The sequence below is a fragment of the Pseudoduganella sp. HUAS MS19 genome, assembly GCF_053615455.1.
Genome location: NZ_CM132133.1, coordinates 4,097,016 through 4,121,941 on the forward strand (window position 1 = coordinate 4,097,016; position 24,926 = coordinate 4,121,941).

Sequence of the window (24,926 nt, forward strand, 5' to 3'; positions counted from 1 at the left end):
GAATCCCGATGAATCCAGCAATGTGGATCAGCAAGACCGGCGTGCAGGCGCAAGACGCCAAGCTGCAAGCCATCGCCAACAACCTGGCCAATGCCAATACCGTCGGCTTCAAGCGCGACCGCGTGGTGTTCGAGGACCTGTTCTACTCGATCGACCAGCAGCCGGGCGCCCAGCGTGCCGACAACAACACGCTGAACCCCTCCGGCGTGCAGATGGGTAACGGTACCCACCTGGTGGGCACCCAGAAGATCTTCACCAACGGCAATGTGCAGAGCACCAACAACGCGCTCGACGTGGCCGTGATGGGCAATGGTTTCCTGCAAGTGCGCCGCCCGAACGGCGAGCCGGCCTTCACCCGCGCCGGCCAGCTGCAGGTGGACAAGGACGGCGTGCTGGTCAATGCTTCCGGCCTACCGCTGGTGCCGCAGATCACCGTGCCGGCCAATGCCACCGCCATCACCATCGGCGAGAACGGCACCGTCTCGGCCACCATTCCCGGCAATGCCACGCCGACCGAACTGGGCCAGCTGACCCTGACCTCCTTCATCAACCCGACCGGCCTGCAAGCGCTGGGCGAAAACCTGTTCGCGGAAACCCCGGCCTCCGGCGCCCCGACCGAAGGCCGCCCCGGCGACGCCCAGTTCGGCAAGCTCAAGCAGGGCGCGCTGGAAGGCTCCAACGTGCAGGTGGTGGAAGAGATGGTGGACATGATCGCTGCCCAGCGCACCTACGAAATGAACACCAAAGTTCTGACAGCGGCGGATAATATGCTGCAGTACCTGGCACAGGCCGCACGCTGATGAAAAACGCACTGCCCGCGCTGGCCCTGGTCCTGCTGGCTGGCTGCTCCAGCCTGCAGCCGACCGTGCGCCCGGCGCCCTACGACGAAGCCCCTGCCCTGACCCGTTCCGCGCTGCCGCGCGGCACCTCGGGCGGCGTCTTCAACCCGGACAGCAGCATCTCGCTGGTGTCGGACAGCCGCGCCTTCCGCGTCGGCGACATCGTCACCGTGATCCTGCAGGAAACCACGCAGGCTTCGAAGAGTGCCGGCACCACCCTGGCCAAGGATTCCAGCGTCGGCATCGCCTCGCCCAGCCTGCTGGGCAAGACTTTCCCGAAAGCCGGCGTCGATATTTCGGCCGAGCGCGGCTTCAAGGGCGACGCCCAGAGCACCCAGCAAAATGCGCTGAGCGGCGCCATCACCGTGATCGTGCAGGAAGTGATGCCGAACGGCTTGCTGAAAGTGGCCGGCGAAAAAGTGCTGACCTTGAACCAGGGCGAAGAGTTCGTGCGCCTGCGCGGCTTTTTGCGCGCGGCCGATATCGATGCCAACAACCAGGTGTCGTCGCAGCGCATCGCCAACGCGCGCATCGCCTACGGCGCCCAGGGCACCCTGGCCGAAACCAACCAGCCGGGCTGGCTCACGCGCTTCTTCCTTGGCCCCTTGATGCCTTTCTGAGGTGATGGATATGTTCAGTTTTAAACCCGGCAAGGCAGTGTCTGACCCGCAGGGTCAGACACTGGTACGCGGCTGGCGGAGGCTGGTGTCAGACCCTGCGGGTCTGACATCGGTTTACCGGTTTGCGGCAGCGCTGCTGCTGGCCATCGCCCTCCCCGCCAGCGCCGCCCCCCAGCTGCGCAACCTGGTCGCGATCGAAGGCGTGCGCGACAACCCGCTGGTGGGCTACGGCCTGGTGGTCGGCCTGAACGGTTCCGGCGACTCGACCCAGGTCAAATTCGCCAGCCAGTCGGTGGTCAACATGCTCAAGCAGTTCGGCGTAAAGATGCCGGACGGCGCCGATGCCAAGTCCAAGAACGTCGCTGCCGTGATGGTGTCGGCCGTGTTCCCGCCCGGCTACCGCCGCGGCCAGCCGATCGACGTCACCGTTTCCTCGCTGGGCGACGCCAAGAGCCTGCGTGGCGGCTCCCTGCTGCTGACGCCGCTCAAGGCGGCCGACAACGAAGTCTACGCCCTGGCCCAGGGCAATGTGGTGGTAGGCGGCCTGTCCGCGGCCGGCAAGAGCGGCTCGTCCGTCACGGTCAACACCCCGACCGCCGGCCGCATCCCGAACGGCGCCGTGATCGAACGGGAAATCGCCACCGATTTCGCCACCAAGCCATCGGTGCACCTGTCGCTCAAACAGCCGAACTTCGAGACCGCCACCAATATCGTGGAAGCGATCAACCGCAAGTTCGGCGACGTGGCCAGTACCGCGGACGGCACCGGCATCGACGTGCTGGCGCCAGCCAATCCGACCCAACGCGTGGCCTTCATGGCCAAGCTTGAAGCGCTGCCGATCGAGGTCGGCCAGGACACCCCGAAAGTGGTGTTCAACTCGCGCACCGGCACCGTGGTCATTGCCGACGGCCTGCGGGTGAAGGCCGCCGCTGTCACCCACGGCTCGCTCAAGGTGGTTATTTCGGAAAGCGCGAAAGTGAGCCAGCCGGCGCCGTTCAGCCAGGGCCAGACGGTCGTCACCCCGCAATCGAATGTGGCGGTGAATGAGGCGAAGCCGCAAATGTTCAAATGGCCGGCCGGCGCCAAGCTGCAAGCCATCATCGACGTGGTCAACAGCCTGGGCGCGACGCCGGATGACATCATGGCAATCCTGCAAGCCCTCGACCAGGCCGGCGCCATCGAAGGCGAACTGGTGGTGATTTGATGGACAGCCGCTTCCTGCCCCTGCCGGTACGCAAGCTTGACATCGGCCAGCCTGAACAACCGAAGATCGGGCAGGCCGCCCCTGCCCCCCAGACCGAGGAAGCGCATTACCGCGACAAGGCGACCAACGCCGCCGTCAAGTTCGAGAGCTTCTTCATCGCCCAGACGCTGCACAAGATGCGCGACGCCACCAAGGCCATGGCCGCTGACGACAGCATCTATAAAGACTCGATCAACAGCGACATGCTGGACATGGCCGACAATATGGTCGCCGACCAGTTGGCCGGCCGCCGCGCCTTCGGCATTGCCGACGCCATTCTGCGCCAGTTGTTGCCGGCCGCCCCGGCTGCCGTAGCTTCCCCGCAAGAAATTTCAGTTTTACCCAAGAAAAATCCGACCGACGCTTAATCCCCCCAACCGCGCGGTCGCCTTTACTCGTTAACGGGCTAAAGATGCCATTGAGCAACGGCCCAGCCTAAGGGAAGAGAGCATCATGTCGATTATCAACAATGCACTGTCCGGATCGCTGGCGGCCCAGGCCGCCATCAATACGACCAGCCAGAACATTGCAAACTTGCAAACGAAGGGCTATACCCGCCAGGGCGTGCTCCTGTCCGCTGTCGCCCCGGCCAGCGGCACCAGCGGCGCCGGTTTCGGCGTCGAAGTTAGCAAGCTGATCCGCTTTTCCGACTCCTACAAGAGCCAGCAATTGTGGCGCGCCAATTCCGAGCTTGGCTCGCGCACCCAGTCCCAGCCCTACTTCACCCAGCTCGAGCGCGTGATGGGCGACGAACAAACCAGCCTGTCGAACGGCGTCGACCAGTTCTTCCGCGCCCTCAACGCAGCCGGCGTCGACCCGGTATCGACCCCGCTGCGCCAGCAGGTGCTGACGGCCGCCAACGCCATGGCGCAATCGTTCAACAGCATCTACAACGTGACGCGCCAGCAGCAAGTGTCGATCACCCAGCAGCGCGACGCCATGCTGCCGCAACTCAATACCCTGAGCGCCAACATTGCCGCCCTGAACCAGCGCATCACCCAGGCCGGATCGCTCGGCACCAACACCTCGGCCCTGGTGGACGAGCGCGACCGCGCCATCGATGCCCTGGCCAACCTGGTCTCGGTGGAAGTGCTGGAACAGCCGGACGGCACCCGCAGCGTCTCCCTGCGCAGCGGCCAGCCGCTGGTGGTGGGCAACCTGGCCGGCACCCTGGGCATGAATCCGTCCACCACCCCAGCATCGCTGGAACTCAAGTTCGCCGGCACCACCTTCGGCCTGGACGACACCAAGGTCGGCGGCCAGCTTGGCGGCATCGGCGACTTTGAAAAGAACACCCTGCAGCCGCTGCAGCAGTCGCTGCTTGACATGGCGGACCAGCTCGCAACCAAGGTCAACACCACGCTCTCTGCCGGCTTCAAGCCGGACGGCGCGCCGGGCACTGCCACCCCTGGCAGCGCACTGTTCACCTTCAACGCGGCCGGCACCGGCGGCATCCTGGGCCTGGTGCCCGGCTTCCAGGCCTCCGACCTGGCCTTCTCGTCCAACGGCGCGCCTGGCGACAGCAAGAACCTGCAGGACCTGATCGCCATCAAGGGCCAGCCGATCACCCTGTCTTCGATCGGCACCGTGCTGATCGGCGACGCCGACACCCAGCTGGTGGGCAAGCTGGCCATCGATAGCGGCCAGAACCAGTCGCTGCTGGAAACCGCCACCACCATCCGCCAGCAGTCGGAAGACGACTGGGCCGCGACCAGCTCCGTCAACAAGGATGAAGAAGCCATCAACTTGGTCGAGTTCCAGAATATGTACCAAGCGAACATGAAAGTGATCGCCGTTGCCAACACCCTGTTTGACGCCACCCTGGCGTTGTTCTGAGGATCATCGACATGCGTATCGCCTCCAGCCAGTTCCAGGCCTCCATGAACCGCTCGCTGCAGATCAACCAGACGGTGATCGCCAAGCTGACCGAGCAAATGGCCACTGGCAACAAGATCCAGGTGCCGTCCGACGAGCCCATTGCCAATGTGCGCCTGTCGCGCCTGCGCCGCGAAGAGAATATCGTCAGCCAGTACGTCGACAACATCAGCGCCGTCAAGATCCGCCTGTCCAAGAACGAAGCCTACCTGACCTCGATGGTGGGCGATATGGGTGCCGCGCGCGACCTGTTCGTGTGGGCCTCGGACGGCTCGAACACGCCGGCCGACCTGAATTCCATGGTCAACAGCCTGGTCGCGCTGCGCGACTCCCTTTACTTCAACGGCAATACCAAGGACCAGGAAGGCAAGTTCATCTTCTCCGGCACGCTGACGTCCACGGCCGCACTGACCTATGACGCCAGCCAGCCGGTTGGCGCGCGCTACAGCTACACCGGCAACAACGGCACCCAGGAAGTCGTGGTCGGCAACGGCATCACCCAGCCCGCCAACGTCACCGTGGACGGCCTGGACGACTACCTGAACCAGCTCGACAATGCCATCAGCATGCTGGGCAGCCCAACCGTCAACGCCAACGATCCCGCCTTGCGCGCCGTCTTGAAAACCGCGCTGGACGGCACCGACACCGCGCTGGGCCTAATTTCGGGCAAGATCGCCCAGTTTGGCGGCGCCCAGAACGTGATGGAAACCCTGGCCAACAACCACGGCAACGTCAGCCTGTCGAACAAGATCGCGATCACCGATATTGCACAATTGGATTACGGCCTCGCGGCCACCCAGCTGTCTGGTTACAATAGCGCCCTCCAGGCGACATACCAGGCGTACTCGAAGGTCAGCGGCCTGTCGCTGTTTAACGTACTGTAAATATCATGGAAATCGCCCAGCGCCCCAGCACTACCGGCCTCTCCACCAGAGCCACCGCCAATCCGGCGGCCGGTCAGGCCGAGACCACGCTGGCCGACGCTGGCGCGGCGATCGACCAGGCGGCGGCCAGCAAGGCCCCGCCGCCCCTGCGCCGCGGCCTGAGCAATATGGACGCCCCGCTGCAGAACGACGTCTCGGGCGCCCAGCAAGCCATTGATTTCCTCGAGCAAAGCGCAGCCCAGCTGCGCGCGCTGAAATCCGATATTGCCGCCAAGCTGGCCACGCGCAGCATGCGCGACGGCCAGGTGGAACAACGAGTGCGCCAGTTCAGCGAAACTTGGCGCAACCGCAGCCAGGCATCCGGCGGCACGCTCGATGCGCAGCTGAACTTCTCCAACCAGCCATCGACCCAGCGCTTCACCGCGCGCGGCATGACGCTGGCCAACCTGCGCAATGGCGCGCGCGAAACCCTGGCCATTGCGGTCGGCGGCGGTACCGCCGGCCTGCGCTCGGTGCACCTGGCGCCCGGCCTGTCCGACGGCGAGATCATTTCCCGCTTCGACCAGGCCATGGCCCCGGCCGGGGTGCGCGTCTCGGTCAACAAGGATGGCGAACTGGTGTTCACGGCCCAGGAAAGCGCCTGGCCCGGCATTCGCGATTCGCTGGCGGTACAAGGCTCCGGCATCCGCTTCCCGGCCGGCCAGCTCAACCGCATCAAGGCCGACGCCGAAGCGCCGGTCGTGGTCCCCGAAGGCTGGGGCACCGCCGACATCGAATCGATGCGCGCCACGCTGCAGCAAGTAACGCAAGCGCTGGCCCACGTCGAAGCGGCGCTATCCAAGGTACGCCTGGAATTGGCCGCCGCCACCCAGCGCGTGCAAAGCGAACTGCCGGAAATCGAAGTAGTCGGCATGGGCCAGATGGCCGAAGTCTTCGCCAACGTCGCCAACGAGCCCGGCTACGCCGCCCTGGTCTCCCTCACCTCCGCCCTAGTCGGCATCAACCGCGACCGCGTCGTCTCCCTGCTGAGACTTTCTTGAAACGGTTGCCTAACCTTTGCCCGCGCCAGGCCAAGTCGGGAAAGCGCCATTGATTTCTTGAACACCCGATTTAGCGAGATTGGAGTGAGTGCAAAATAATCTTCTCGCAATCAGAGACAGCTGCTTGCCCCGCTGAAACCGATGCCCAGCATGTTGCGCCCTCTTCACTTTTTTGGAATCCATGCCACCCCCTGGACAGGGCATCCGCCAACCATCGGCTCGCGCTTTTTTTCCCACCCTTTGCCGCCTGTACGATCCAATACCTTATTGCTGCATCCCGTTCATCAGCCGAAAAATTAATACCGACGTCCACATGCGCCTCCAGCAGCAGCGCAATTGCTTCTTGCGCTTCAGGGTCGCCCTGTTGCGCAATAGACAGCCAAGCGGCATAAGCGCGAGGATAGTTGCCACTATTTGCTGCGGCTGTCCCGAGCTCTTTGAGGCTTCGAGCGGCAGCACTTCCAAGAGCTAAGCCTAGAATGCCAATGACGATAAAATTCTTCATTCTTGATTTCCATTCGGATAAACAGTAGGTACATGCCTCTCATAATCTTGCAATTTCGGAGCTGGCCCATTTTTATTCAATAATGTATTTTGCAAATTATGCATTTGTAATAAAAAGTAGTCAGCAACCATTTCTGCTCTCTGCTCTTTGTTAAGTTTGAGGAACCCCGCTTTTTCAACTAATGGCCAGTACTTGTAATCCCGGTCGAATGCCGCGCTACGCACATTCTCACCAGACTGGTCTTGGGAGATATGCCCAAGCTCATGGATAAATGTATGCTGCGCCCCAGGTGAAGCCTGAGAAAAGTCGTCCGAATATTGTGGATCGTCAGGATGGAAATACATGTTTCCGTCCGGAGCCATCGCACGATCCTTGGAAGGGTCAGGGTCAGCTCCGGCAATCCGACATTTCTTGCGCAGGCGCAAAATTCACTGCGCTGGCCGGGCCTAAACTGGGTCCATGAACCGGCCTTTGCGCATCGAGCACGACAATGCCTGCTACCACGTCACTTCCCGTGGGAACCGTCGTGCCACCATCTTCCGCAGCGATAGCGATCGCCTGACCTGGCTGGCGCTGCTCGCGGAAGCCTGCCGCCGTTTCGACTTTGGCGTCCTGGCCTACTGCCAAATGGGCAATCACTATCACTTGGTGTTAAGGACCCGGCAAGGCAAGCTGGCGCGCGGCATGCGCTACCTCAACGGCAACTATTCCCAATATTTCAACCGGCAGCATCGCTATCGCGCTACACCGTGCTGAATCCGGTGCGCGCCAGGCTGGTAAGTCACCCTGGCCACTGGCGCTGGAGCAGCTACGGCGCGCTGACTGGTTCAGTTGACGCGCCGGCGTGGCTCGAGCGCGATACCGTCCTCGCACAGTTCGGCAATCAGCGCGAAGACGCCATTCGCGCATTTGAAGCCTATGTCCAGGCCGGCATAGGTCAAGCCAATCCCTTCCAGGCAGTACGCCACCAGCTCTTCCTTGGCAGCGAGGAGTTCTGCATCCTTGCGGCGCAAGGCGGAATCCGCGGCGACCTGCTGGAAATCAAGCGCACGCAACGGCTTGCAATCGCGCCCCCACTGGCGCACTACTTCCGCCTCTACCAGGACCGGCGCCAGGCCATGGCCCAGGCCTACCTTTCCCACAACTACACGATGGCCGAGATTGCGGAATTCTGCGACGTTTCGGCACGAACGGTCGGTCGCGCAGTGAAAGCATATCGGAAAATGTCCGATTGCCGGAGCTGACCCCGACTTTCATCAAGTAAGCTTGACGGGGCCGCGGGCCATGGCGCAGAGCTGGGCGGGCGGCATGGGGCGGGCGTAGACGAAGCCCTGGGCGTAGTCGCAGCCGGCGGCTTTCAGGAGGTTGAGCTGGGTCTCGGTTTCGACCCCTTCGGCTACGACCTTCAAACCCAGCTTGTGGGCCATGACGATGATGCCTTCGCATAGCGCCAGGTCGCCCGAGTCGCCGGCCAGGTCCATCACGAAGCTGCGGTCGATCTTCAGGTAGTCGATGTCGAAGTTCTTCAGGTGGGCCAGCATCGAGTGGCCGGTGCCGAAGTCGTCCAGCGCAACCTGCAGGCCCATCGAGCGAAACTGGCGCAGGCGCTCCATCACCGGGCCGCTATTGTCGAGCAACAGGCGTTCGGTGATTTCCATCACGATGCTGCGTGGCGCCAGGTGCAGCTGTTCAACGTAGTGCATCCAGCGCTCGAACACCTCGGGGCCGGTGCGAAACTGCACCGGCGACTGGTTGACGCTGATCTGGAAGGGCCGCCCCAGCTCGTCCTGCCAGCGCTTGGCCTGGTCGGCAGCGTGGCGGAATACCCAGTCGCCAATCTCGAGGATGATGCCACTGGCTTCGGCACTGCCGATGAAGTCGACCGGATTCAGCATGCCGCGCTCGGGATGGCGCCAGCGCAGCAGCGCTTCGGCGCGCTCGATGGTGCCGGTATGCAGGTTGACGATGGGCTGGTAATGCAGTTCGAATTGTTCATTGGCCACCGCCATCTGCAAGTCGCGCGTGATGCGCAGGCGCAGCTGGGCGGCGGCTTGCATGTCGGACGTGAAGTAGCTGTAGCGGTTGCGGCCGGCATTCTTGGCGGCGTACATGGCCTGGTCGGCATTGCGCAGCAATTGCTCGGGGTCGTTGGCGTCCGAGGGATGCAGGGCAATGCCGATGCTGGCCGAGACCGAGCCGCTGCTGTCGCCCAGGAGAAAGGGCCGGTTCAGGCTGGCGATGATCTGCTGCGCGACGCGTTCGGCGCTGGTGACATGGTCGAGGCCCGGGAGGATCACGACGAACTCGTCGCCGCCCAGGCGCGCCAGCGTGTCGGAAGCGCGCACGCAGGCGCCGATGCGCCCTGCCGCTTCCACCAGCAGGGCGTCGCCCATCTCGTGGCCGAGGCGGTCGTTGATTTCCTTGAACTGGTCGAGGTCGATGAACAGCAGCGCCAGGAACAGGCCGTCGCGGCGGGCTTTTTTCATTTCCTGCGACAGCCGGTCCTGGAACATATTGCGGTTCGGCAGGGCTGTCAGCGAATCGTAATTGGCCTGATGCCAGATCAGCTCGGTCGACAGCTTGCGCTCGGTGATATCGCTGACCAGCGCCAGCGCGCCGAGGTAGCTGCCGTCGGCGTCGAAAATCGGGTTGGTGGCCAGTGTGGCCCACATATCGCTGCCGTCGCGGCGCAGGAACTTGAATTCATGGCGTTCGGCGATGCCTTGCTGGCGGCGTGCGATATTGCGCTCGAGCAGGGTGCGCCCCTCGTCGTCCATGAAGTTGACCAGCGGCTGCTCCAGCATTTCCTCGATCGTGTAGCCCAGCATGGCGGCCATCTTGGGATTGACGAAGCTGGTGCGCGCCGATGCATCGATTTCCCAGATGCCCTCCTCGGCGCTGTGCACAATGCGGCGGAAGCGTTCCTCGCTCTTTTCCAATGCGGCCAGCTTGCCTTCGGCCATTTCCAGCACGACGCGCAGCTGCGCGGCGCCTGGCGTGCCGCTGCCCAGCAGCGTGACGGCAAAGCCACGGTCGCCGCGCCCGCGCGTCATTTGCAGCGACAGGCGCTGCGGCGCTTCGGTGGCCAGGCTGTTGCTGACGAAGGCGTCGAAGTCGGCCATGAAGCGCTGCGCGATATAGTTGCGGAACGGGACATTGTCGGGATTCTGGCGCGGCAAGCCAAGCAGGTCGGCGCCAACCAGGTTCATCTGCAGGATGGTGGTGTCGCTGCCAAGAACGAAATAGCCGACCGGGGCCAGCAGGTAGAGGTCGTTGAAGTAATCCTGCTCGTTGGCCAGCTGCAGGTCAGCGCCGGCGCGCTGCAGCCCGTTGTAGACCGCTGGCGGGGTGCCGCCCATGGCCGCCAGCACCGCTTCGCCGGGCAAGAGTGCATCGATCCCTGCCAGTCCGGGGACGGCGGGCCGGATGGCGGTCACCTGCTCCGCCTGCCTGGCATGCTGGTCTTTATCCATATTGGTTCCAGCCTAGCATGCCCTTGTGACGATGTCGAGCAGCTAACTTTGGCGATGCGCGCGGTTCAGGCGTTGCTCGGCAAAGCGTTGTAATTGCTCGAATGCCAGGCTGAGAATCCAGTAGATGGCTGCAGCGGCGAGGTAGAGCGGCAAGGGGCGGAACGTGGTGGCAATCACTTCCTTGGTGGATAACATCAGTTCCGTCATGGTAATGACCGACACCAGCGAGGTATCCTTGATCAGGCTGATCAGGGTGTTGCTCATCGATGGCACCGCGATGCGCAGCGCCTGCGGCATCACCACGTAGCGCAAGGTCTGGCCGTAACCCAGGCCCAGGCTGTAGCTGGCCGACCATTGCCCCTTGTGAATGGAAAGCATGGCGCCGCGCAGGCTTTCCGACAGGTAGGCCCCGGCATTCAGGCTCAACGCCAGGATGCCGGCGGTGACCGGCGTGAATTCGATGCCGACCGACGGCAGGCCATAGTAGATCACGAACATCTGCACCAGCAGCGGCGTGCCGCGCATCAGGCTGACGTATACATTGGCCGGCCAGCGCAGCAGCTTCCACGGCAGGATGCGCATGACGGCGGCCGGGAAACCCAGCACCAGCCCGCCCACCATCGAGGCCACTGCGAACACCAGGGTGTAGCCGGCGCCCTTCAACATGACAGGCGCTGCCTCGCGCAGCAGCTCCAGCCAGTCCATGCTCAGGGCGCCTTGCTGACGTCGATGCCGAACCACTTCATGGAAATGGCTTTCAGGCTGCCGTCGGCGCCGGCATCGGCCAGCGCCTTGTCGATGGCGGCCTTGAATTCAGGATTGCCCTTCTGGAAGGGAATGCCCATGCGCTCTATGGCGCCGACCCGGGCCCCGGCCTTGATCGGCAACTTGGTGGTCTTCATCAGGTAGGCCGCGATCAGGCTGTCGTTCAGGGCGGCATCGATGCGGCCCAGTGCCAGGTCCTGCAGTTGTTCGGGCGCAGCAGGATAGCCTTTGACATCGATGCCCGGCACCGCCTTCGCCTGCATCTCGTACACGCTGCCCTGGCCGGCGCCGACACGCTTGCCTTTCAGTTGCGCCAGCGAAGTCCAGTTATTGTTGTCATCCTTGCGCAAGATCAGCATTGGCGAGGAATAGATGTAGGGGACGCTGAAATCGAAAACCTGCTCGCGTTTGGGATTGATGCCGACCTGGGAAATGATCACGTCGTACTTCTTGCTCGCCAGGCCGGCCAGGATCGAAGCCCATTCCGAGGTCACAAACTCCAGTTTGACCCCGAGCTTGCCCGCCACCAGGCGCGCCACGTCCACGTCGTAGCCCGCCAGCTCGCCATTCTTTTCCTTGAAGTTGAATGGCGGGTAGACGCCCTCCATCGCCACTTTCAGCGTGCCGCGCGCCTTGACGGTTTGCAGCAGGTCGGCAGCACTGGCTTGCAGCGCCGTTACGGCCAGCAGGAAGGCGATCAATGGTTTGCGCATCGGGAATCCTTTAGTAAGAACGGCGGCGGCCGAAATTGTGACCTACTACGAGGGTGGTGCTGGCGATCAGGACCGACAGGCCAAGGATGAGCTGCACCAGCTTGTCCTCGGGCAGTGTCCAGAGCCGGCCCTTGGGCGGCTCGCAGCCGGCGATGGCGCACAGCAAGGGCTCCACCCAATCGGCTTCAGGAGTAACATCGAGGATAACGGCGCCCTCGGTGGTCTGCATGTAAATGTCGCCGCCCTCGGCCAGGCTGAAACACACGCCGTAGCCGGTTTCCTGCTTGCCGACGTGTTCCTTCAGCGCGAGGTCGTGCTCGGCGATCCACAGCTCCACGTCCTGGGGCGTTTCCAGTGCGCTCCATGGCACCGGGCGAAAGCGCGGCTTGGCCGCTTCGTCATCGTGAGTAAACATGGGTCAGGAGTGTAACCGAAACGAAAGGAGGCTGTATGAAAGTAAACGAATATGTATCTGAGTTCGAGAGCTTCTTCGGCAAGCTGCTCGATGAGCATCCGGAGCTGGTGGAAGACCAGCGGGTCGGCTGGAATATCTGGTGGGACCACAAGGTGGACCTGGAGGCGGAGCGGCTGGCGCGGACGGATGCAGTGCCGACGCCGGCGTATTACTACCACTGAAAACCGGTACTTGGACTGCGGCGGTGGCGTGCCGGTGTTAGCCCTTCCAGCTCCGCTGCAGGCCGGTATCGGCATGAATCCAGCCCCCGCGCGGACCCTGGCGGTAATAAAACCCCACGCCGCCCTGGCGGAAACTCTGCACGAGGCTTCCCAGCACCTCAGCATTCAGGTTCGGGATCCGGATATCGGCCGCCTTGCCGCTCATATGCAGCGACTGGCGCGCGGCCGGAATGCCCTGCTCGATCAGCCGCTTGTTGGACGCCTGCGTGCGATACCCCGACAGGATCTCGAGCGGGCTCTCGATCCCGAAGCGCTGCACAAAGGCCTGCGCCCCCCACAGCGTCTCGAACAATTTCGGATCGATCGGCGCCGTCTCCTTGCCATTCACGTCGCGTAGCAAATGGCACAGTTCCTGGTAAGCCGAATCGATGATCTCGCCATCCTTCCAGTAAGTCAGCCTGGCCTTTTCCCCACTCTGCGGGCGGATCAGGCTGATCGTGCGCGGCTTGATCCAGAACTCAAGGTCCAGCATCTGGGCGTCGAAAATGTCGGGCGGGGGTTCCGGCTCCGACTGCGCGCGGGTACGGCCGACCAGCGGCAGCCCCGCCAGCGCGGTGCCGGCCATCATCTGGAGGAAGTCTCTGCGTGTTGCCATGGCGATTCCATCTGTTGCAATAACAAACACTATAGCAACAGAGCGGGGAGTTGAGAAACCCCTTTAACAATTTGTCGTAAACTTAGCGTCCCTCGAACCACTTCCCGACCAGGAAACCGATCGCGCCCAACACCACGAAGAAGCCGACAATGCCGTTGCGGATGCGCTTCTGCTCGGCCAGGTTGCTCGCCAGCAGCTGGGCGGAATCAGCGCGCGCCAACTGTGCCAGCCGCTGGTCATCGGGATGCGCGTAAGTCTGGTCCGGCGCGGCATAGGTCTCGAACTCGTCCCCACGCACGCGCGCGCCCAGTTCCCGCGCCAGTGCCAGCATGGGTTCGATCACCCAGGTTTCGTCCAGGCGCGTCCACAGCTCGCCGTCGCTGTGCCACAGGGTGCAACTGCCGCGCCCGTCGCTGAAGGTCAGCTCCGTGTCACCGGTCACGCTCCAGCCTGGCAGCTTGCGGGCGCCAGCCAGCGCTTCGTCGCGCGAAATGGGCAGTTGCAGGCCGTTGGCGCTGCGCAGGATTGTCATGTGATAGGCCATGGGCAACGATTGTACGGTGTTGCAAGGCCGCCAAGACTCTCGAATTCTCACCCGTTGCGGCGGGCGGCCGGGGCGCTCAGCACCAGGTCGGAATCGGCAACGGCCACGCAAGGCAGGATATAGCCCTCGCGCTTCTCCTCCAGGCTCAACCCCGGCCATTCGATCAGGTGATGCGCCGTGCCGCTTTGCACCCGGCAGATGCAGCTGCGGCAAGTGCCATTGCGGCAGGAACTGGGCAGTACCACACCGGCACGGGCAGCCGATACCAGCAGGCTGGCCTCGCCATCCGTTTCGAACGATAATCCCTTCGGCTCAACTCTTATCTGAAACACAATGCCTCGCTATATTGCCCTGCTCCGCGGCGTCAGCCCGATGAACTGCAAGATGCCGGAACTGAAAGCGGCCTTCGAAAGTGCCGGATTTTCCAACGTCAAGACGCTTCTATCAAGCGGCAATGTAGCATTCGACGCCCGCTCTGCGCCTGCCGCGGCGTTGGAACGCAAGGCCGAAGCCGCCATGGAAATGGTCCTGGGCCGCAGCTTCTACACCATCATCCGCACGCAGCAGCATCTGAAGGACTTGCTGGCGGACGATCCTTATCCTAGCCTTGGCGCCGACCCGGCCGCCAAGCGCGTCGTCAGTTTCCTGCGCGATACGCCGCCCAAAACCGCGCTGCCGCCTGCCGTCAGTGGCGCGCAGATGCTCGGCGTCGTCGGTGCCGAAGTGTTTTCAAGCTATTTGCCCAGCAGCGATGGCCCGGTCTTCATGCGCCTGATTGAAAAGACCTTCGGCAAGGACATCACGACCCGCACCTGGGATACCGTGCGCAAATGCGCGGCAGCCTGATGCCCGCCCGGCATTGGTCCGGCAGCGCCCTGCTCTGCCCTGGTTTTGGCGTGTTCCGGGGCGCGATTGGCGACAGCGCGCTGCATGCACATTGCGCGCACCAGCTGGTGATCGCGCTGGAGGGTGAAGTAGGCGTTGCCTTTCCCACCGGCCCGCTACGCGCGGCCGGGATCGCCATCCCCGCCGGGCTGCCGCACTGTGTCTGCGCCGAAACGGCCCTTCTGGTCTATTTGGACCCGTTGACGGCAGAGGGGGCGGCATTGTTCCAGCCATCCGAGGCAGCGGCGCTGCCGCTGGCGGCAAGCCTTTGCCGGCAACTGCGCGCGGCCGCCGACCAAGGCCAGCCGCTGCGCAGCGTACTGCGGGGCGCGTTGGGCCTGGCCAGCCCATCGGCGCCGGATGCGCGCATGGCCGCCGTGGCAGACGCCCTGCGCGCCGGCGTTGCCGAGGGAGGCGTCGGCCGTTTGCAGCTGGCTGAACTGGCCAATCTTTCGCCAAGCCGCTTCTCGCACTGGTTTGTGGAGCAAACCGGCCTTCCCTTGCGCGGCTACCGCAAATGGCTGCGCCTGGAAATGGCCTTGCATCGCCTGGCGCGCGGCGGCAACCTGACCGCTGCCGCCCACGCCGCCGGCTTTGCCGACTCTGCCCATCTATCCCGCACCTTCCGCGAGATGTTCGGGATGAATCCGGCTGCGCTGCTGCGCGGGGTTGCATTGGATAGCTCTTTCGTTCAAGCAAGCTGACGCCCACAACCCTTACGCTGGCCTCCATTCACCACAGGAGGCCCACATGAAACAACGCGCAATACGTTACCTGAGCTACCCGGTCATTTTCGGCGGCGCCGCAGCGGCAATCCTCTGGGCCGCCGCGCAGGGCCTGCCTTACTGGCCAACTGTGCCGCTGTTGGCGCTGGCCGGCATCGCCTGCGTCGCCCTGCTCGAACGCTGGCAACCCTACGAGCCTGCCTGGCTGGCCGACCATGGCGATACGGTCACCGACAGCCTGCATTTCCTGCTCAATGCCAGCGTCCTGTATGGCAGCATCGCAATCCTGTCCTGGGCGCGCACGCTGCTGCCGGCACCGGCCGCCTGGCCGACCCAGTGGCCGGCATGGGCGCAGATCGGCGCCGCCATGGCCGTGCTGGACTTCGGCTTGTTCTTTATGCATTGGCTAAGCCATCGCCACCATCGCCTCTGGCTGTTCCATGAGGCGCACCACAGCAGCGAACGCCTGTATTGGCTGAACAGCGAACGGCGCCACCCGCTGCACGCCATGATGATGGGCGCGCCGGGTTTGGCCACCCTGCTGGCGCTGGGGGCACCGGCAGCGGCCATTTCGACCGGCCTGGCCATCCTTTCCGTGCACCTGGCCTTCCAGCACGCCAACCTCGACTATTCGCTGGGCCCGCTGCGCCACGTCTTCGGCGTGGCCCAGACCCACCGCTGGCACCATAAACGCGATTACCAGGACGCCCAGGTCAACTTCGGCGAATGGCTGATGCTGTGGGACCACCTGTTCCGCACCTACCGCCAGCCGCCGGGCCGGATCGGCCGCGGCGATGTCGGGCTCGATACCCCGGACGCCCCGGCTAAGTATCATCGCCAATTGTTACGGCCATTCCTGTGAGCTACAATGTCAAGCTTGTCCGGTAGGCCATCGCCCACCCGCCATCCACCCCGAGCCTGCCGAATCCGGCGGGCCCTGGGAAGAATATCCAGCGGAAAACATCCGCATTTGAGGGAATAAACATGTCTCAAAAGTCTAAAATCATCTACACCCTTACCGACGAGGCGCCACTGCTGGCGACTTATTCCCTGCTGCCGATCGTGCAGAAATTCGCCGCTCCGGCCGGCGTCGATGTCGTCACCAGCGATATTTCGGTAGCCGCCCGCGTGCTGGCTGCCTTCCCGGAATGCCTGAGCGACGAACAGAAAGTGCCGGACAACCTGGCCGAACTGGGCGCCCTGACCCAGAACCCGGACACCAACATCATCAAGCTGCCTAATATTTCGGCATCCGTCTCCCAGCTGGTGGCCTGCATCCGCGAACTGCAGGCAGCCGGCTACAAGCTGCCGGACTATCCGGAAGACGCCAAGACCGACGAAGAGAAGGCCCTGAAAGCACGCTACGGCAAGTGCATCGGTTCCGCCGTCAATCCGGTCCTGCGCGAAGGCAACTCGGACCGCCGCGCGCCGAAGGCAGTGAAAGAATACGCGCGCAAGAACCCGCACTCGATGGGCGAATGGAGCCAGGCATCGCGCACTCACGTCTCGCACATGCACGGCGGCGACTTCTACCACGGCGAAAAGTCCATGACCCTGGACAAGGCACGCGAAGTGAAGATGGAACTGCTGACCAAGTCCGGCAAGACCATCGTGCTGAAACCGAAGGTCGCACTGCAGGCCGGCGAAATCATCGACTCCATGTTCATGTCGAAGAAAGCCCTGCTGGAATTCTACGAGCGCGAAATCGACGACGCCTACAAGACCGGCGTGATGTTCTCGCTGCACGTCAAAGCCACCATGATGAAGGTATCGCACCCGATCGTGTTCGGCCACTGCGTGCGCATCTTCTACAAGCAAGCGTTCGAAAAGCACGCCAAGCTGTTTGAAGAACTGGGCGTAAACGTCAACAACGGCATGGTCAACCTGTACGAGAAGATCGAAAAGCTGCCAGCGTCGCAGAAGGACGAAATCCTGAAAGACCTGCACGCCTGCCTGGAACACCGTCCGAAGCTGGCCATGGTCGACTCGGCCAAAGGCATCACCAACTTCCACTCGCCAAACGACGTGATCGTCGACGCATCGATGCCGGCCATGATCCGCATCGGCGGCAAGATGTGGGGTGCCGACGGCCGCACCGCCGACGTCAAGGCAGTCATGCCTGAATCGACCTTTGCCCGCATTTACCAGGAGATGATCAACTTCTGCAAATGGCATGGCAACTTCGACCCGAAGACCATGGGCACCGTGCCGAACGTGGGCCTGATGGCGCAGCAAGCCGAAGAATACGGCTCGCACGACAAGACCTTCGAGGTGCCGGAAGCGGGCATCGCCAACATCACCGACCTGGCCACCGGCGAAGTGCTGCTGACCCAGAACGTGGAAGAAGGCGACATCTGGCGCATGTGCCAGGTGAAGGACGCCCCGATCCGCGACTGGGTCAAGCTGGCCGTCACCCGCGCCCGCAACTCCGGCATGCCTGCCGTGTTCTGGCTCGACACCTACCGTCCGCACGAAGCTGAAGTGATCAAGAAGGTCCAGGTATACCTGAAAGAGCACGACACCACCGGCCTGGACATCCAGATCATGTCGCAGACCCGCGCCATGCGCTATACCCTGGAGCGCGTCTCGCGCGGCCTGGACACCATCTCGGTGACCGGCAACATCCTGCGCGACTACCTGACCGACCTGTTCCCGATCCTGGAACTGGGCACCTCGGCCAAGATGCTGTCCATCGTTCCGCTGATGGCGGGCGGCGGCATGTACGAGACCGGCGCCGGCGGTTCCGCTCCGAAGCACGTCAAGCAGCTGGTGGAAGAAAACCACCTGCGCTGGGATTCGCTGGGCGAGTTCCTGGCACTGGCCGTGTCGCTGGAAGAACTGGGCATCAAGTCCGGCAACGCCAAGGCCAAGATCCTGGCCAAGACCCTGGACGAAGCCACCGGCAAACTGCTGGACAACAACAAGTCCCCGTCGCCGCGCACCGGCGAGCTGGACAACCGCGGCAGCCACTTCTACCTGTCGATGTACTGGGCCCAGGCCCTGGCAGCGCAGAACGACGACGCCGAGCTCAAAGCCAAGTTCGCGCCGCTGGCCAAGTCGCTGACCGAGAACGAAGCGAAGATCGTGGAAGAGCTGAACTCGGTGCAAGGCGGCGCCATGGACATCGGCGGCTACTACAAGCCGGACGCATCCAAGACTTCCGCCGTGATGCGCCCAAGCGCAACCTTCAACGCAGCACTGGCAGCCCTGTAAGCCGCCCCTCGCTTCGCAATTAAAAGTCGGGGTCAGCTCCGGCAATCGGACATTTGCTGCGCAAATGTCCGATTGCCGGAGCTGACCCCGACTTTCATTTTGATTGGCCGAAGCTGGCGATGAAGGCGTCGCGGGCGGCGTGGTGGGGGATGTCGCGGCGCCAGACGAGCATCGTTTCGACCTGCGCTACTTCGGGCGGAAGCGTGTGGCATTGCACCGTGCGGCCCAGGCCGCGCTGGCGCAGGACTTCGCGCGGCATCATGGCGACGCCCATGCCGGCGGCGACGCAGCCGATGATGGCTTCGAAGGTGCCGAATTCGGCGACTCGCGTGTGGGCGACGCCGGCGTCGGCAAACCACCACTCCAGGCGGCGCCGGTAGGAGCAGCCACTGCGAAAGCCCAGCAAGGTGCGGCGCGCTACGTCGGCCGGGCCGCTGACAGGACCGTGCAGCGCGTCCGTCAGCAGCACCAGTTCTTCGACAAATACCGGTAGCTGTTCCAGCTCCGGGCGCTCGATGGGCGAGGACACCAGCGCCACGTCCACCTTGTGGTTCGCCACTGCCTGCAGCAGGTAGTCGGTCGGGCCGGTGTCGAGCACCAGGTCGACTTGCGGGTACTTGCGGTGGAATGCGCCCAGCACGCGCGGCAGGCGCGCTGCAGCCGTGGTTTCGATCGATCCGATACGCAACTGGCCGGTTGGTTCCTGGCCGCCGCGCACCGACATCTGCGCCTCGTCCGCCAGACGCAACAGGCGGTCGGCGTATTCCAGCAGGCGCGATCCTTCCGCTGTGATCAGCATGCGCCGCCCCGAGCGGTGGAACAGGGTGACACCCAGCGATTCTTCGAGCTGGTTAAGGCGCGCCGACACATTCGATTGCACCCGGTGCAGCCGCGCTGCCGCCTGGGTCACGCTGCCTTCCTCGGCAACGGTCTTGAATATCCTGAGCGATGAGAGCTCCACTTCATTCTCCATTTGAGATGGTTCAATTCATTATTATTCATTTTTATTGATGCGTGAAGCCATTTATAGTTCAGGGTATCGAAAGGGAGCCTCACCATGTACAAGCCGTCACCCGCCATCCTGCTGGCCGCCAGCTTCGCCTTCATCATCGTCCAGCTTGACGTCACCATCGTCAATGTGGCCTTGCCGGAGATTGGCCGCGAGCTGGGCGCCAGTGTCAGTGCGTTGCAGTGGGTGGTGGATGCCTATACCTTGGGATTTGCCGTCTTCCTGTTGTCGGCTGGTGTGCTGGGCGACCGTTTTGGCGCACGCCGCGTATTCCTTTCCGGCTTCGCGCTTTTCACGCTCGCTTCCCTCGCTTGCGCATTGGCGCCAGATGCGCTGGCGCTGAACCTGGCGCGCGCCGTGCAAGGCGTGGGCGCTGCGCTGCTGGTTCCAAGCTCGCTGGCCATTCTGAACGCAACATACGCGCATGACCGCGCGCAGCTGGCCAAGGCCATCGCCTGCTGGACCGCTGCCGGCGGCGTGTCGATTGCCGCCGGCCCGGTGCTGGGCGGGCTGCTCATGAGCCTTGCCGGATGGCGCAGCATCTTCTGGGTCAACGTCCCGGTTTGCGTGCTGGGTTTCTGGCTGACGCTGGGCGTAGTGCCGCCGCTGCGCGGCAAGGATCCGGCACGCAGCTTCGACCTCGTTGGCCAGGTGCTCGCCATCGTCGCGCTGACGGCCTTTATCGGCGCCGTGATCGAGTTCAATGCGCTGGGCGCCTCCAGCCCGCTGCTGCAGGGCGCACTGCTGGTGGCCCTGGTGTCGGCCGTGCTGTTCGTTCGCAGCCAGCGGCAGAGCGCCGCACCCATGCTGCCGCTTGGCCTGTTCCGGGACATCGGCTTTTCCGGCGCGGTACTATTTGGCGTCCTGGTCAACTTTGCCTATTACGGTGTGATCTTCGTCCTCAGCTTCCACCTGCAGATGGTGCGCGGTTTTTCCGTGATGCATGCGGGCCTGGTCTTCCTGCCACTGACCGGAACATTCATCATCTCGAATATCGCCAGCGGCCGCATGCAGGCCCGCCTGGGCTCCCGCACGCCGATGGTTGCCGGCGGACTGATTGGCGCTGCGGGCTATGCCCTGCTCGGGATCTTTGGCGTGGCGGACGACGCCACCTTCCTGCAGATGCTGCCAGGCCTGGCGCTGATCCCGGGCGGCATGGGCCTTGCGGTGCCGGCAATGACCACCTCCATCCTTGCGGCCGTGGAGCGCAGCCAGGCCGGCACAGCATCGGCGGTGCTGAACACCGCGCGCCAGGCCGGCGGCGCCATGGGCGTTGCGATTTTCGGCGCACTGCAGGACATCGAATTTGCACTTGCCGTTTCCACCGTCTTGCTGCTGCTTGGCGCTTGGCTGGCCTGGTACAGCATCAGACAACCACTTCCAACCAAAGGAGCTTCACTATGCCGTACGTAAATTTCCGCATCACCAAAGAAGGCGCAACCGCCGAGCAGAAACTCGAACTGATCAAGGGCGCGACCGAGCTGCTGCAGCGTGTGCTGAACAAGAACCCGGCCACCACCTTCGTCATCATCGACGAAGTGGAGACCGACAACTGGGGCATCGGCTACGACAACGTGACGAGCTTGCGTGCCAGGGCCGCGGCAGCCAAGGTTCAGGGTGGCTGACTATTCCGGGGGCAGTCCATTGCCTGTAGCGGCCCAGTAGATGCCGCCGTACAGGTGATGGCGAAAAACCGGGTCGCCGTAGGTAGCCGGCAGGTGGCCGAGCGCAGTGTAAAACGCGCGGCCGCCGTCGTAATGCTGGTACCAGCTCACCGGGTGGAAGGCCCCCATGCCTTGCGGCCCGGCCTTGTAGCTCGATTCATCGACTGACAGCAGATACGTGAGCCTGCTGGTGGCGGGTTTGAAGGCGTACCATTCTTCCGTCATCAGGTTGCGCGCGGCGAAACGTTCCATGCCGGGAAAACCGCGGTTTTCCACTTTCACGAATGCGCTCTGTATCGCTGGATGGTGGTCGAACATATGCCCCACCAGCTTCGTGTACCACGTCCAGCCGTACTCGGTATCGGCAGCGCTGTGCACGCCAACGTAGCCCTTGCCGGAGCGGATGTAGCGCTCGAACGCTCCCTTTTGCTTTGCATCGAGTATGTCGCCTGTTGTCTGCAGGAAGATCACGGCCTGATACTTTGCCAGTTCCTGGTCGTTGAAAACGCGATGGGCATCCTCCGTCCAGAACACGCCGAAATCATGCAGCTTGCCCAACTCCTGGATCGCCGCAACGCCAGCCGGGATCGAGTCGTGGTGCCAGCCGGCGGTCTTCGAGAACACCAGCACGTTGAACTGCGCGGCCTGCGCGCAGCAGCATCCCACAGCAAGCAGGGTTGTCATCAGCACTTTCACCCATCCCTCCCTTTAGCGGCGTCAATCTGGTAACGCTATCACAACGTAGCCGGGCGAACCAGGCCGGACGCGGGCAGCGGGGCCGCTCAGTTGCAGCCGCAAAAGCGCTTGGGCTTGCTGGTATCGCACACGGTGCCGTCAAGCTGCTTCCAGAAGAAGACCGTATCGACACCATAAGGGGAGCGGACGTTGCCCGCGCGAAGGTAGCCCTGGCGGGCAAAGAATTCTTCACCGGTGGCGGTGCTGTGAAGCTGCAGGGCTTTGACGCCCCAACTGCAAGCCTGCTGTTCGGCGCAAGCGAGCAGCGCCTTGCCCGCGCCGCGCTGGCGCACTTCGGGCAGCAGGTAGCACAGGGCCAGTTTGCCGGCGGCCGTCAGCAAGGCAACGCCGACGACCAGGCCCTCCTCGACCGCGACCAGCGCGTAGTTGGTGGGCGAGGCGAACCAGGACGCCACCGTCTCGGGCGTCTTGTTGCCAAGCCAGGCGCCCAGAATGGCGGGATCATTTTTATGGTCAAGCACACAACATTCGGCGATTGAGCGTCGCAGCACCTCACAGGCAGCCGTGGCGTCTTTCGCTTCCGCGCGGCGAATTTCAAAACTCATGCGTGCTCACAGGTATTCAATAACCGGAATATACACCAGCGGCAAGAACCCCGTATGCGGCCGCGTGCGCGCTGCCTTATCCGGGGCCGATACTAAGCTTATAACGAATATGTAGTTTCCTTTCGGCGCGAGATTCTAGACCATGCATATCTGTTTTCACAATAGAGATTGCCATGACTTATAACAAATTCGCATTTGCACTCAGCGCCAGCCTGGCGGCGGCCACCATCGGTTTTGCCCCGGCCGCATCAGCCGCTGAGGTGACCCTGCTGAACGTGTCCTATGACGTGGCACGTGAGCTGTACAAGGATGTCAATCCGGCCTTCGCCGCGGCCTATAAGAAGAGCACCGGCACCGACGTCACCATCAAGCAGTCGCACGGCGGCTCTTCCAAGCAGGCGCGCGCCGTGGCCGATGGCCTGGAAGCGTCGGTGGTGACCATGAACCAGGCCAACGACATCGACATGCTGGCCGACCGCGGCCTGGTGGTGCAGGACTGGGCCAAAAAGTTCCCGCACAATGCGGCGCCGGCCTACTCCACCATGGTCTACCTGGTGCGCAAGGGCAACCCGAAAGCGATCAAGGACTGGGGCGACCTGGCCAAGCCGGGCGTGGCCGTCGTGATCCCGAACCCCAAGACTGCCGGCAACGGCCGCTATACCTACCTGGCGGCGTGGGGTTCGGTGCTGAAGAAGGGCGGCAATGAAGGGCAGGCGCGCGAACTGGTGGGCAAGATCTTCAAGAACGTGCCGGTGCTGGATGCCGGCGGCCGCGCCGCCACCACCACCTTCACCCAGCGCCAGATCGGCGACGTGCTGGTGACCTTCGAGAACGAGGTGAGCATGGTGCGCGCTGAGTTCGGCGACAACTTCGAGGTGGTGTATCCATCGTCCTCGATCCTGGCGGAGTCGCCGGTGGCCGTGGTCGACAAGGTGGTGGACAAGAAGGGCATCCGCACGGAGGCTACCGCTTACCTGAACTTCCTGTACTCCGACGCGGGCCAGGAGATCATCGCCAAGCACTACCTGCGTCCTCGTTCGGAGGCAGTATTCAAGAAGTACGCCGCCAGCTTCAAGCCGATCTCGCTGTTTACCGTGGATGAAGTGTTCGGCGGCTGGCGCGCAGCCCAGAAGAAGCACTTCGACGACGGCGGCGAGTTCGACAGGATCTACAGCTCGAAATAAGCGTTACGCCTTCGTCAGGCGCTCCATCTGCGCCTTCTTCTCGGCCATGTCATGGTCGGTATCATGGAACCGCGCCGCAATGGCGCGGAACTCCTCCTGCAGGCCGATGAACGCATCGATCATGTCGGGGTCGAAGTGCTTCCCCTTCCCTTCAATGATGATCTGCACGGCCTTCTCGTGCGGCATGCCGTCCTTGTAGACGCGGCGGCTGATCAGCGCGTCATACACGTCCGCCACCGCCATCAGGCGCGCCGATACGGGAATCGCTTCGCCGGCCAGGCCTTCGGGGTAGCCTGAGCCATCCCACTTTTCCTGGTGCGAGTACGCGATCTCCTTGGCGACCGACAGGAAAGCCATCGGCGTGCCCAGCGACCGTTCGGCATGCTCGATGGCGGCGCGGCCCAGCGTGGTGTGGGTCTTCATGATCTCGAATTCATGCGGCTCGAACCTGCCGGGCTTGAGCAGGATGCGGTCGGGAATGCCGACCTTGCCGATATCGTGCAGCGGGGCCGACTTGAACAGCAGCTTGATGTAGCCGTCGCTCAGCACCGCGCTGAAACGCGGGTGTTCCTTCAGGCGTTCGGCCAGTGCTTTCACGTAGAACTGGGTGCGGCGGATATGGTTGCCGGTCTCGGGGTCGCGGGTTTCCGCCATCGATGCCATGGCCAGGATGGTGACATCCTGGATCGCCACCACTTCGCGCGTGCGCTCCTGCACTTCCTGTTCGAGGAATTCGTTCTGGTCGCGCAAAAAGTCCGCGTGTTCCTTCAGCATCAGGTGGTTGCGCACGCGGGCCAGCGTGATCGGCGGGCTGATCGGCTTGGTGATGTAGTCGACGGCGCCAAGGTCGAGGCCCAGCTTTTCGTCCTCCACTTCCGATTTGGCGGTCAGGAAGATGATGGGGATGTTGCGGGTGGCGGCATTGGCTTTCAGGCGGCGGCAGACTTCGTAGCCATCCATCTCGGGCATCATCACGTCCAGCAGCACCACGTCGGGCGGCTGGCCGGTGGTGGCGATGCGCAAGGCCTTTTCGCCGCTGTTGGCAACCTTTACCTTGTAGAGGTCTTTGAGCAGGTCGTTCATCAGCACCAGGTTGTCGGGCGAGTCGTCGACCAGCAGCACGGTTTTCTTCGCGATCAGTTCCAGTTCCATC

The 24,926-nt window shown here is 63.1% G+C and carries 30 protein-coding genes; 17 read left to right on the forward strand and 13 right to left on the reverse strand.

What is annotated here, in order from left to right:
* Positions 1-8 precede the first annotated feature (8 nt).
* The 7 genes from flgG (at position 9) to ACWBU6_RS18535 (ending at position 6,501) form a co-directional block, all read left to right on the forward strand.
* Positions 9-800: a flagellar basal-body rod protein FlgG gene (gene flgG, locus ACWBU6_RS18505; protein WP_452644862.1), complete on the forward strand. Its 792-nt coding sequence runs from the start codon at positions 9-11 to the stop codon at positions 798-800.
* Positions 800-1,459, forward strand: coding sequence for a flagellar basal body L-ring protein FlgH (gene flgH / locus ACWBU6_RS18510; RefSeq protein WP_452644863.1), 660 nt, complete (start codon positions 800-802; stop codon positions 1,457-1,459). The genes flgG and flgH overlap by 1 nt, the downstream gene beginning before the upstream one ends.
* Positions 1,460-1,469: 10 nt before the next feature.
* Positions 1,470-2,663 carry a flagellar basal body P-ring protein FlgI gene (locus ACWBU6_RS18515; protein ID WP_452644864.1) on the forward strand — a complete coding sequence of 398 codons (1,194 nt, stop codon included), beginning with the start codon at positions 1,470-1,472 and terminating at the stop codon, positions 2,661-2,663.
* A complete protein-coding gene (locus ACWBU6_RS18520) occupies positions 2,663-3,070 on the forward strand; it encodes a rod-binding protein (protein ID WP_452644865.1) in 408 nt (135 codons plus the stop codon). The genes ACWBU6_RS18515 and ACWBU6_RS18520 overlap by 1 nt, the downstream gene beginning before the upstream one ends.
* Before the next feature lie 85 nt (positions 3,071-3,155).
* Positions 3,156-4,538 carry a flagellar hook-associated protein FlgK gene (flgK, locus tag ACWBU6_RS18525; protein WP_452644866.1) on the forward strand — a complete coding sequence of 461 codons (1,383 nt, stop codon included), beginning with the start codon at positions 3,156-3,158 and terminating at the stop codon, positions 4,536-4,538.
* Positions 4,539-4,549: 11 nt separating this feature from the next.
* Positions 4,550-5,461: a flagellar hook-associated protein FlgL gene (gene flgL / locus ACWBU6_RS18530; protein WP_452644867.1), complete on the forward strand. Its 912-nt coding sequence runs from the start codon at positions 4,550-4,552 to the stop codon at positions 5,459-5,461.
* A 5-nt stretch (positions 5,462-5,466) separates the two neighbouring features.
* Positions 5,467-6,501: a hypothetical protein gene (locus ACWBU6_RS18535; RefSeq protein WP_452644868.1), complete on the forward strand. Its 1,035-nt coding sequence runs from the start codon at positions 5,467-5,469 to the stop codon at positions 6,499-6,501.
* 70 nt (positions 6,502-6,571) lie between these two features.
* On the opposite strand, the gene ACWBU6_RS18540 is transcribed toward ACWBU6_RS18535, so the two are convergent.
* Together ACWBU6_RS18540 and ACWBU6_RS18545 are read right to left on the reverse strand one after the other, a co-directional pair.
* The gene (locus ACWBU6_RS18540; RefSeq protein ID WP_452644869.1) at positions 6,572-7,006 is read right to left on the reverse strand and encodes a hypothetical protein; all 435 of its coding nucleotides are present in this window, start codon (positions 7,004-7,006) and stop codon (positions 6,572-6,574) included.
* On the reverse strand, positions 7,003-7,431 hold the full coding sequence (locus ACWBU6_RS18545; RefSeq protein ID WP_452644870.1) for a hypothetical protein: 429 nt from the start codon (positions 7,429-7,431) through the stop codon (positions 7,003-7,005). Before ACWBU6_RS18545 ends, ACWBU6_RS18540 begins: the two co-directional genes overlap by 4 nt.
* 34 nt (positions 7,432-7,465) lie before the next feature.
* Here ACWBU6_RS18545 and ACWBU6_RS18550 point away from each other — a divergent pair, with 34 nt between their 5' ends.
* Positions 7,466-7,762 carry a transposase gene (locus ACWBU6_RS18550; protein WP_452644871.1) on the forward strand — a complete coding sequence of 99 codons (297 nt, stop codon included), beginning with the start codon at positions 7,466-7,468 and terminating at the stop codon, positions 7,760-7,762.
* Positions 7,756-8,250, forward strand: coding sequence for a helix-turn-helix domain-containing protein (locus tag ACWBU6_RS18555; protein WP_452644872.1), 495 nt, complete (start codon positions 7,756-7,758; stop codon positions 8,248-8,250). The genes ACWBU6_RS18550 and ACWBU6_RS18555 overlap by 7 nt, the downstream gene beginning before the upstream one ends.
* 12 nt (positions 8,251-8,262) lie before the next feature.
* Here ACWBU6_RS18555 and ACWBU6_RS18560 read toward each other — a convergent pair whose 3' ends face one another.
* From ACWBU6_RS18560 to ACWBU6_RS18575, 4 genes are read right to left on the reverse strand one after another with little or no spacing between them, the layout of a single operon-like run.
* A complete protein-coding gene (locus ACWBU6_RS18560; protein WP_452644873.1) occupies positions 8,263-10,479 on the reverse strand; it encodes a putative bifunctional diguanylate cyclase/phosphodiesterase in 2,217 nt (738 codons plus the stop codon).
* A 42-nt stretch (positions 10,480-10,521) separates the two neighbouring features.
* A complete protein-coding gene (locus ACWBU6_RS18565; protein ID WP_452644874.1) occupies positions 10,522-11,184 on the reverse strand; it encodes an amino acid ABC transporter permease in 663 nt (220 codons plus the stop codon).
* Positions 11,185-11,186: 2 nt separating this feature from the next.
* Positions 11,187-11,957, reverse strand: a complete 771-nt coding sequence (locus ACWBU6_RS18570) for a transporter substrate-binding domain-containing protein (RefSeq protein ID WP_452644875.1) — start codon at positions 11,955-11,957, stop codon at positions 11,187-11,189.
* Between the two features lie 10 nt (positions 11,958-11,967).
* Positions 11,968-12,372, reverse strand: a complete 405-nt coding sequence (locus ACWBU6_RS18575) for a hypothetical protein (RefSeq protein ID WP_452644876.1) — start codon at positions 12,370-12,372, stop codon at positions 11,968-11,970.
* Between the two features lie 35 nt (positions 12,373-12,407).
* Between ACWBU6_RS18575 and ACWBU6_RS18580 the strand changes: the two genes are divergently transcribed.
* Positions 12,408-12,593 carry a DUF3460 family protein gene (locus tag ACWBU6_RS18580; RefSeq protein WP_452644877.1) on the forward strand — a complete coding sequence of 62 codons (186 nt, stop codon included), beginning with the start codon at positions 12,408-12,410 and terminating at the stop codon, positions 12,591-12,593.
* 37 nt (positions 12,594-12,630) lie between these two features.
* On the opposite strand, the gene ACWBU6_RS18585 is transcribed toward ACWBU6_RS18580, so the two are convergent.
* The 3 genes from ACWBU6_RS18585 to ACWBU6_RS18595 all read right to left on the reverse strand — a co-directional run bounded on the left by ACWBU6_RS18585 (position 12,631) and on the right by ACWBU6_RS18595 (position 14,124).
* Positions 12,631-13,248, reverse strand: a complete 618-nt coding sequence (locus ACWBU6_RS18585; RefSeq protein WP_452644878.1) for a YcbK family protein — start codon at positions 13,246-13,248, stop codon at positions 12,631-12,633.
* An 82-nt stretch (positions 13,249-13,330) separates the two neighbouring features.
* The gene (locus ACWBU6_RS18590; protein ID WP_452644879.1) at positions 13,331-13,780 is read right to left on the reverse strand and encodes a hypothetical protein; all 450 of its coding nucleotides are present in this window, start codon (positions 13,778-13,780) and stop codon (positions 13,331-13,333) included.
* A gap of 59 nt (positions 13,781-13,839) precedes the next feature.
* Positions 13,840-14,124 carry a 2Fe-2S iron-sulfur cluster-binding protein gene (locus tag ACWBU6_RS18595; protein ID WP_452644880.1) on the reverse strand — a complete coding sequence of 95 codons (285 nt, stop codon included), beginning with the start codon at positions 14,122-14,124 and terminating at the stop codon, positions 13,840-13,842.
* Position 14,125: 1 nt separating this feature from the next.
* Between ACWBU6_RS18595 and ACWBU6_RS18600 the strand changes: the two genes are divergently transcribed.
* From ACWBU6_RS18600 to ACWBU6_RS18615, 4 genes are all read left to right on the forward strand, one after another.
* Entirely contained in the window at positions 14,126-14,638 is a 513-nt protein-coding gene (locus tag ACWBU6_RS18600; protein ID WP_452644881.1) for a DUF1697 domain-containing protein, read from the forward strand.
* Positions 14,623-15,381: a helix-turn-helix domain-containing protein gene (locus ACWBU6_RS18605; RefSeq protein ID WP_452644882.1), complete on the forward strand. Its 759-nt coding sequence runs from the start codon at positions 14,623-14,625 to the stop codon at positions 15,379-15,381. The genes ACWBU6_RS18600 and ACWBU6_RS18605 overlap by 16 nt, the downstream gene beginning before the upstream one ends.
* Positions 15,382-15,427: 46 nt before the next feature.
* Positions 15,428-16,264: a sterol desaturase family protein gene (locus ACWBU6_RS18610; protein ID WP_452644883.1), complete on the forward strand. Its 837-nt coding sequence runs from the start codon at positions 15,428-15,430 to the stop codon at positions 16,262-16,264.
* A 122-nt stretch (positions 16,265-16,386) separates the two neighbouring features.
* Positions 16,387-18,615: an NADP-dependent isocitrate dehydrogenase gene (locus ACWBU6_RS18615; protein WP_452644884.1), complete on the forward strand. Its 2,229-nt coding sequence runs from the start codon at positions 16,387-16,389 to the stop codon at positions 18,613-18,615.
* A gap of 94 nt (positions 18,616-18,709) precedes the next feature.
* Here the strand turns inward: ACWBU6_RS18615 and ACWBU6_RS18620 are convergent, their stop codons facing one another.
* Positions 18,710-19,588: a LysR substrate-binding domain-containing protein gene (locus tag ACWBU6_RS18620; protein WP_452644885.1), complete on the reverse strand. Its 879-nt coding sequence runs from the start codon at positions 19,586-19,588 to the stop codon at positions 18,710-18,712.
* An 84-nt stretch (positions 19,589-19,672) separates the two neighbouring features.
* Between ACWBU6_RS18620 and ACWBU6_RS18625 the strand changes: the two genes are divergently transcribed.
* Together ACWBU6_RS18625 and ACWBU6_RS18630 are read left to right on the forward strand one after the other, a co-directional pair.
* Positions 19,673-21,037 carry an MFS transporter gene (locus tag ACWBU6_RS18625; RefSeq protein WP_452644886.1) on the forward strand — a complete coding sequence of 455 codons (1,365 nt, stop codon included), beginning with the start codon at positions 19,673-19,675 and terminating at the stop codon, positions 21,035-21,037.
* On the forward strand, positions 21,025-21,249 hold the full coding sequence (locus ACWBU6_RS18630; RefSeq protein ID WP_452644887.1) for a 2-hydroxymuconate tautomerase family protein: 225 nt from the start codon (positions 21,025-21,027) through the stop codon (positions 21,247-21,249). The genes ACWBU6_RS18625 and ACWBU6_RS18630 overlap by 13 nt, the downstream gene beginning before the upstream one ends.
* Here ACWBU6_RS18630 and ACWBU6_RS18635 read toward each other — a convergent pair whose 3' ends face one another.
* Both ACWBU6_RS18635 and ACWBU6_RS18640 read right to left on the reverse strand, forming a co-directional pair.
* A complete protein-coding gene (locus ACWBU6_RS18635) occupies positions 21,250-21,972 on the reverse strand; it encodes a ThuA domain-containing protein (RefSeq protein ID WP_452644888.1) in 723 nt (240 codons plus the stop codon).
* 98 nt (positions 21,973-22,070) lie between these two features.
* Positions 22,071-22,589, reverse strand: coding sequence for a GNAT family N-acetyltransferase (locus ACWBU6_RS18640; RefSeq protein ID WP_452644889.1), 519 nt, complete (start codon positions 22,587-22,589; stop codon positions 22,071-22,073).
* Positions 22,590-22,762: 173 nt separating this feature from the next.
* On the opposite strand from ACWBU6_RS18640, the gene ACWBU6_RS18645 reads away from it, so the two are divergent.
* Complete coding sequence (locus tag ACWBU6_RS18645; protein ID WP_452644890.1) at positions 22,763-23,773, forward strand: sulfate ABC transporter substrate-binding protein; 1,011 nt, start codon at positions 22,763-22,765, stop codon at positions 23,771-23,773.
* A 3-nt stretch (positions 23,774-23,776) separates the two neighbouring features.
* Here the strand turns inward: ACWBU6_RS18645 and ACWBU6_RS18650 are convergent, their stop codons facing one another.
* Positions 23,777-24,925: a response regulator gene (locus ACWBU6_RS18650; protein WP_452644891.1), complete on the reverse strand. Its 1,149-nt coding sequence runs from the start codon at positions 24,923-24,925 to the stop codon at positions 23,777-23,779.
* Between the last annotated feature and the right edge of the window lies 1 nt (position 24,926).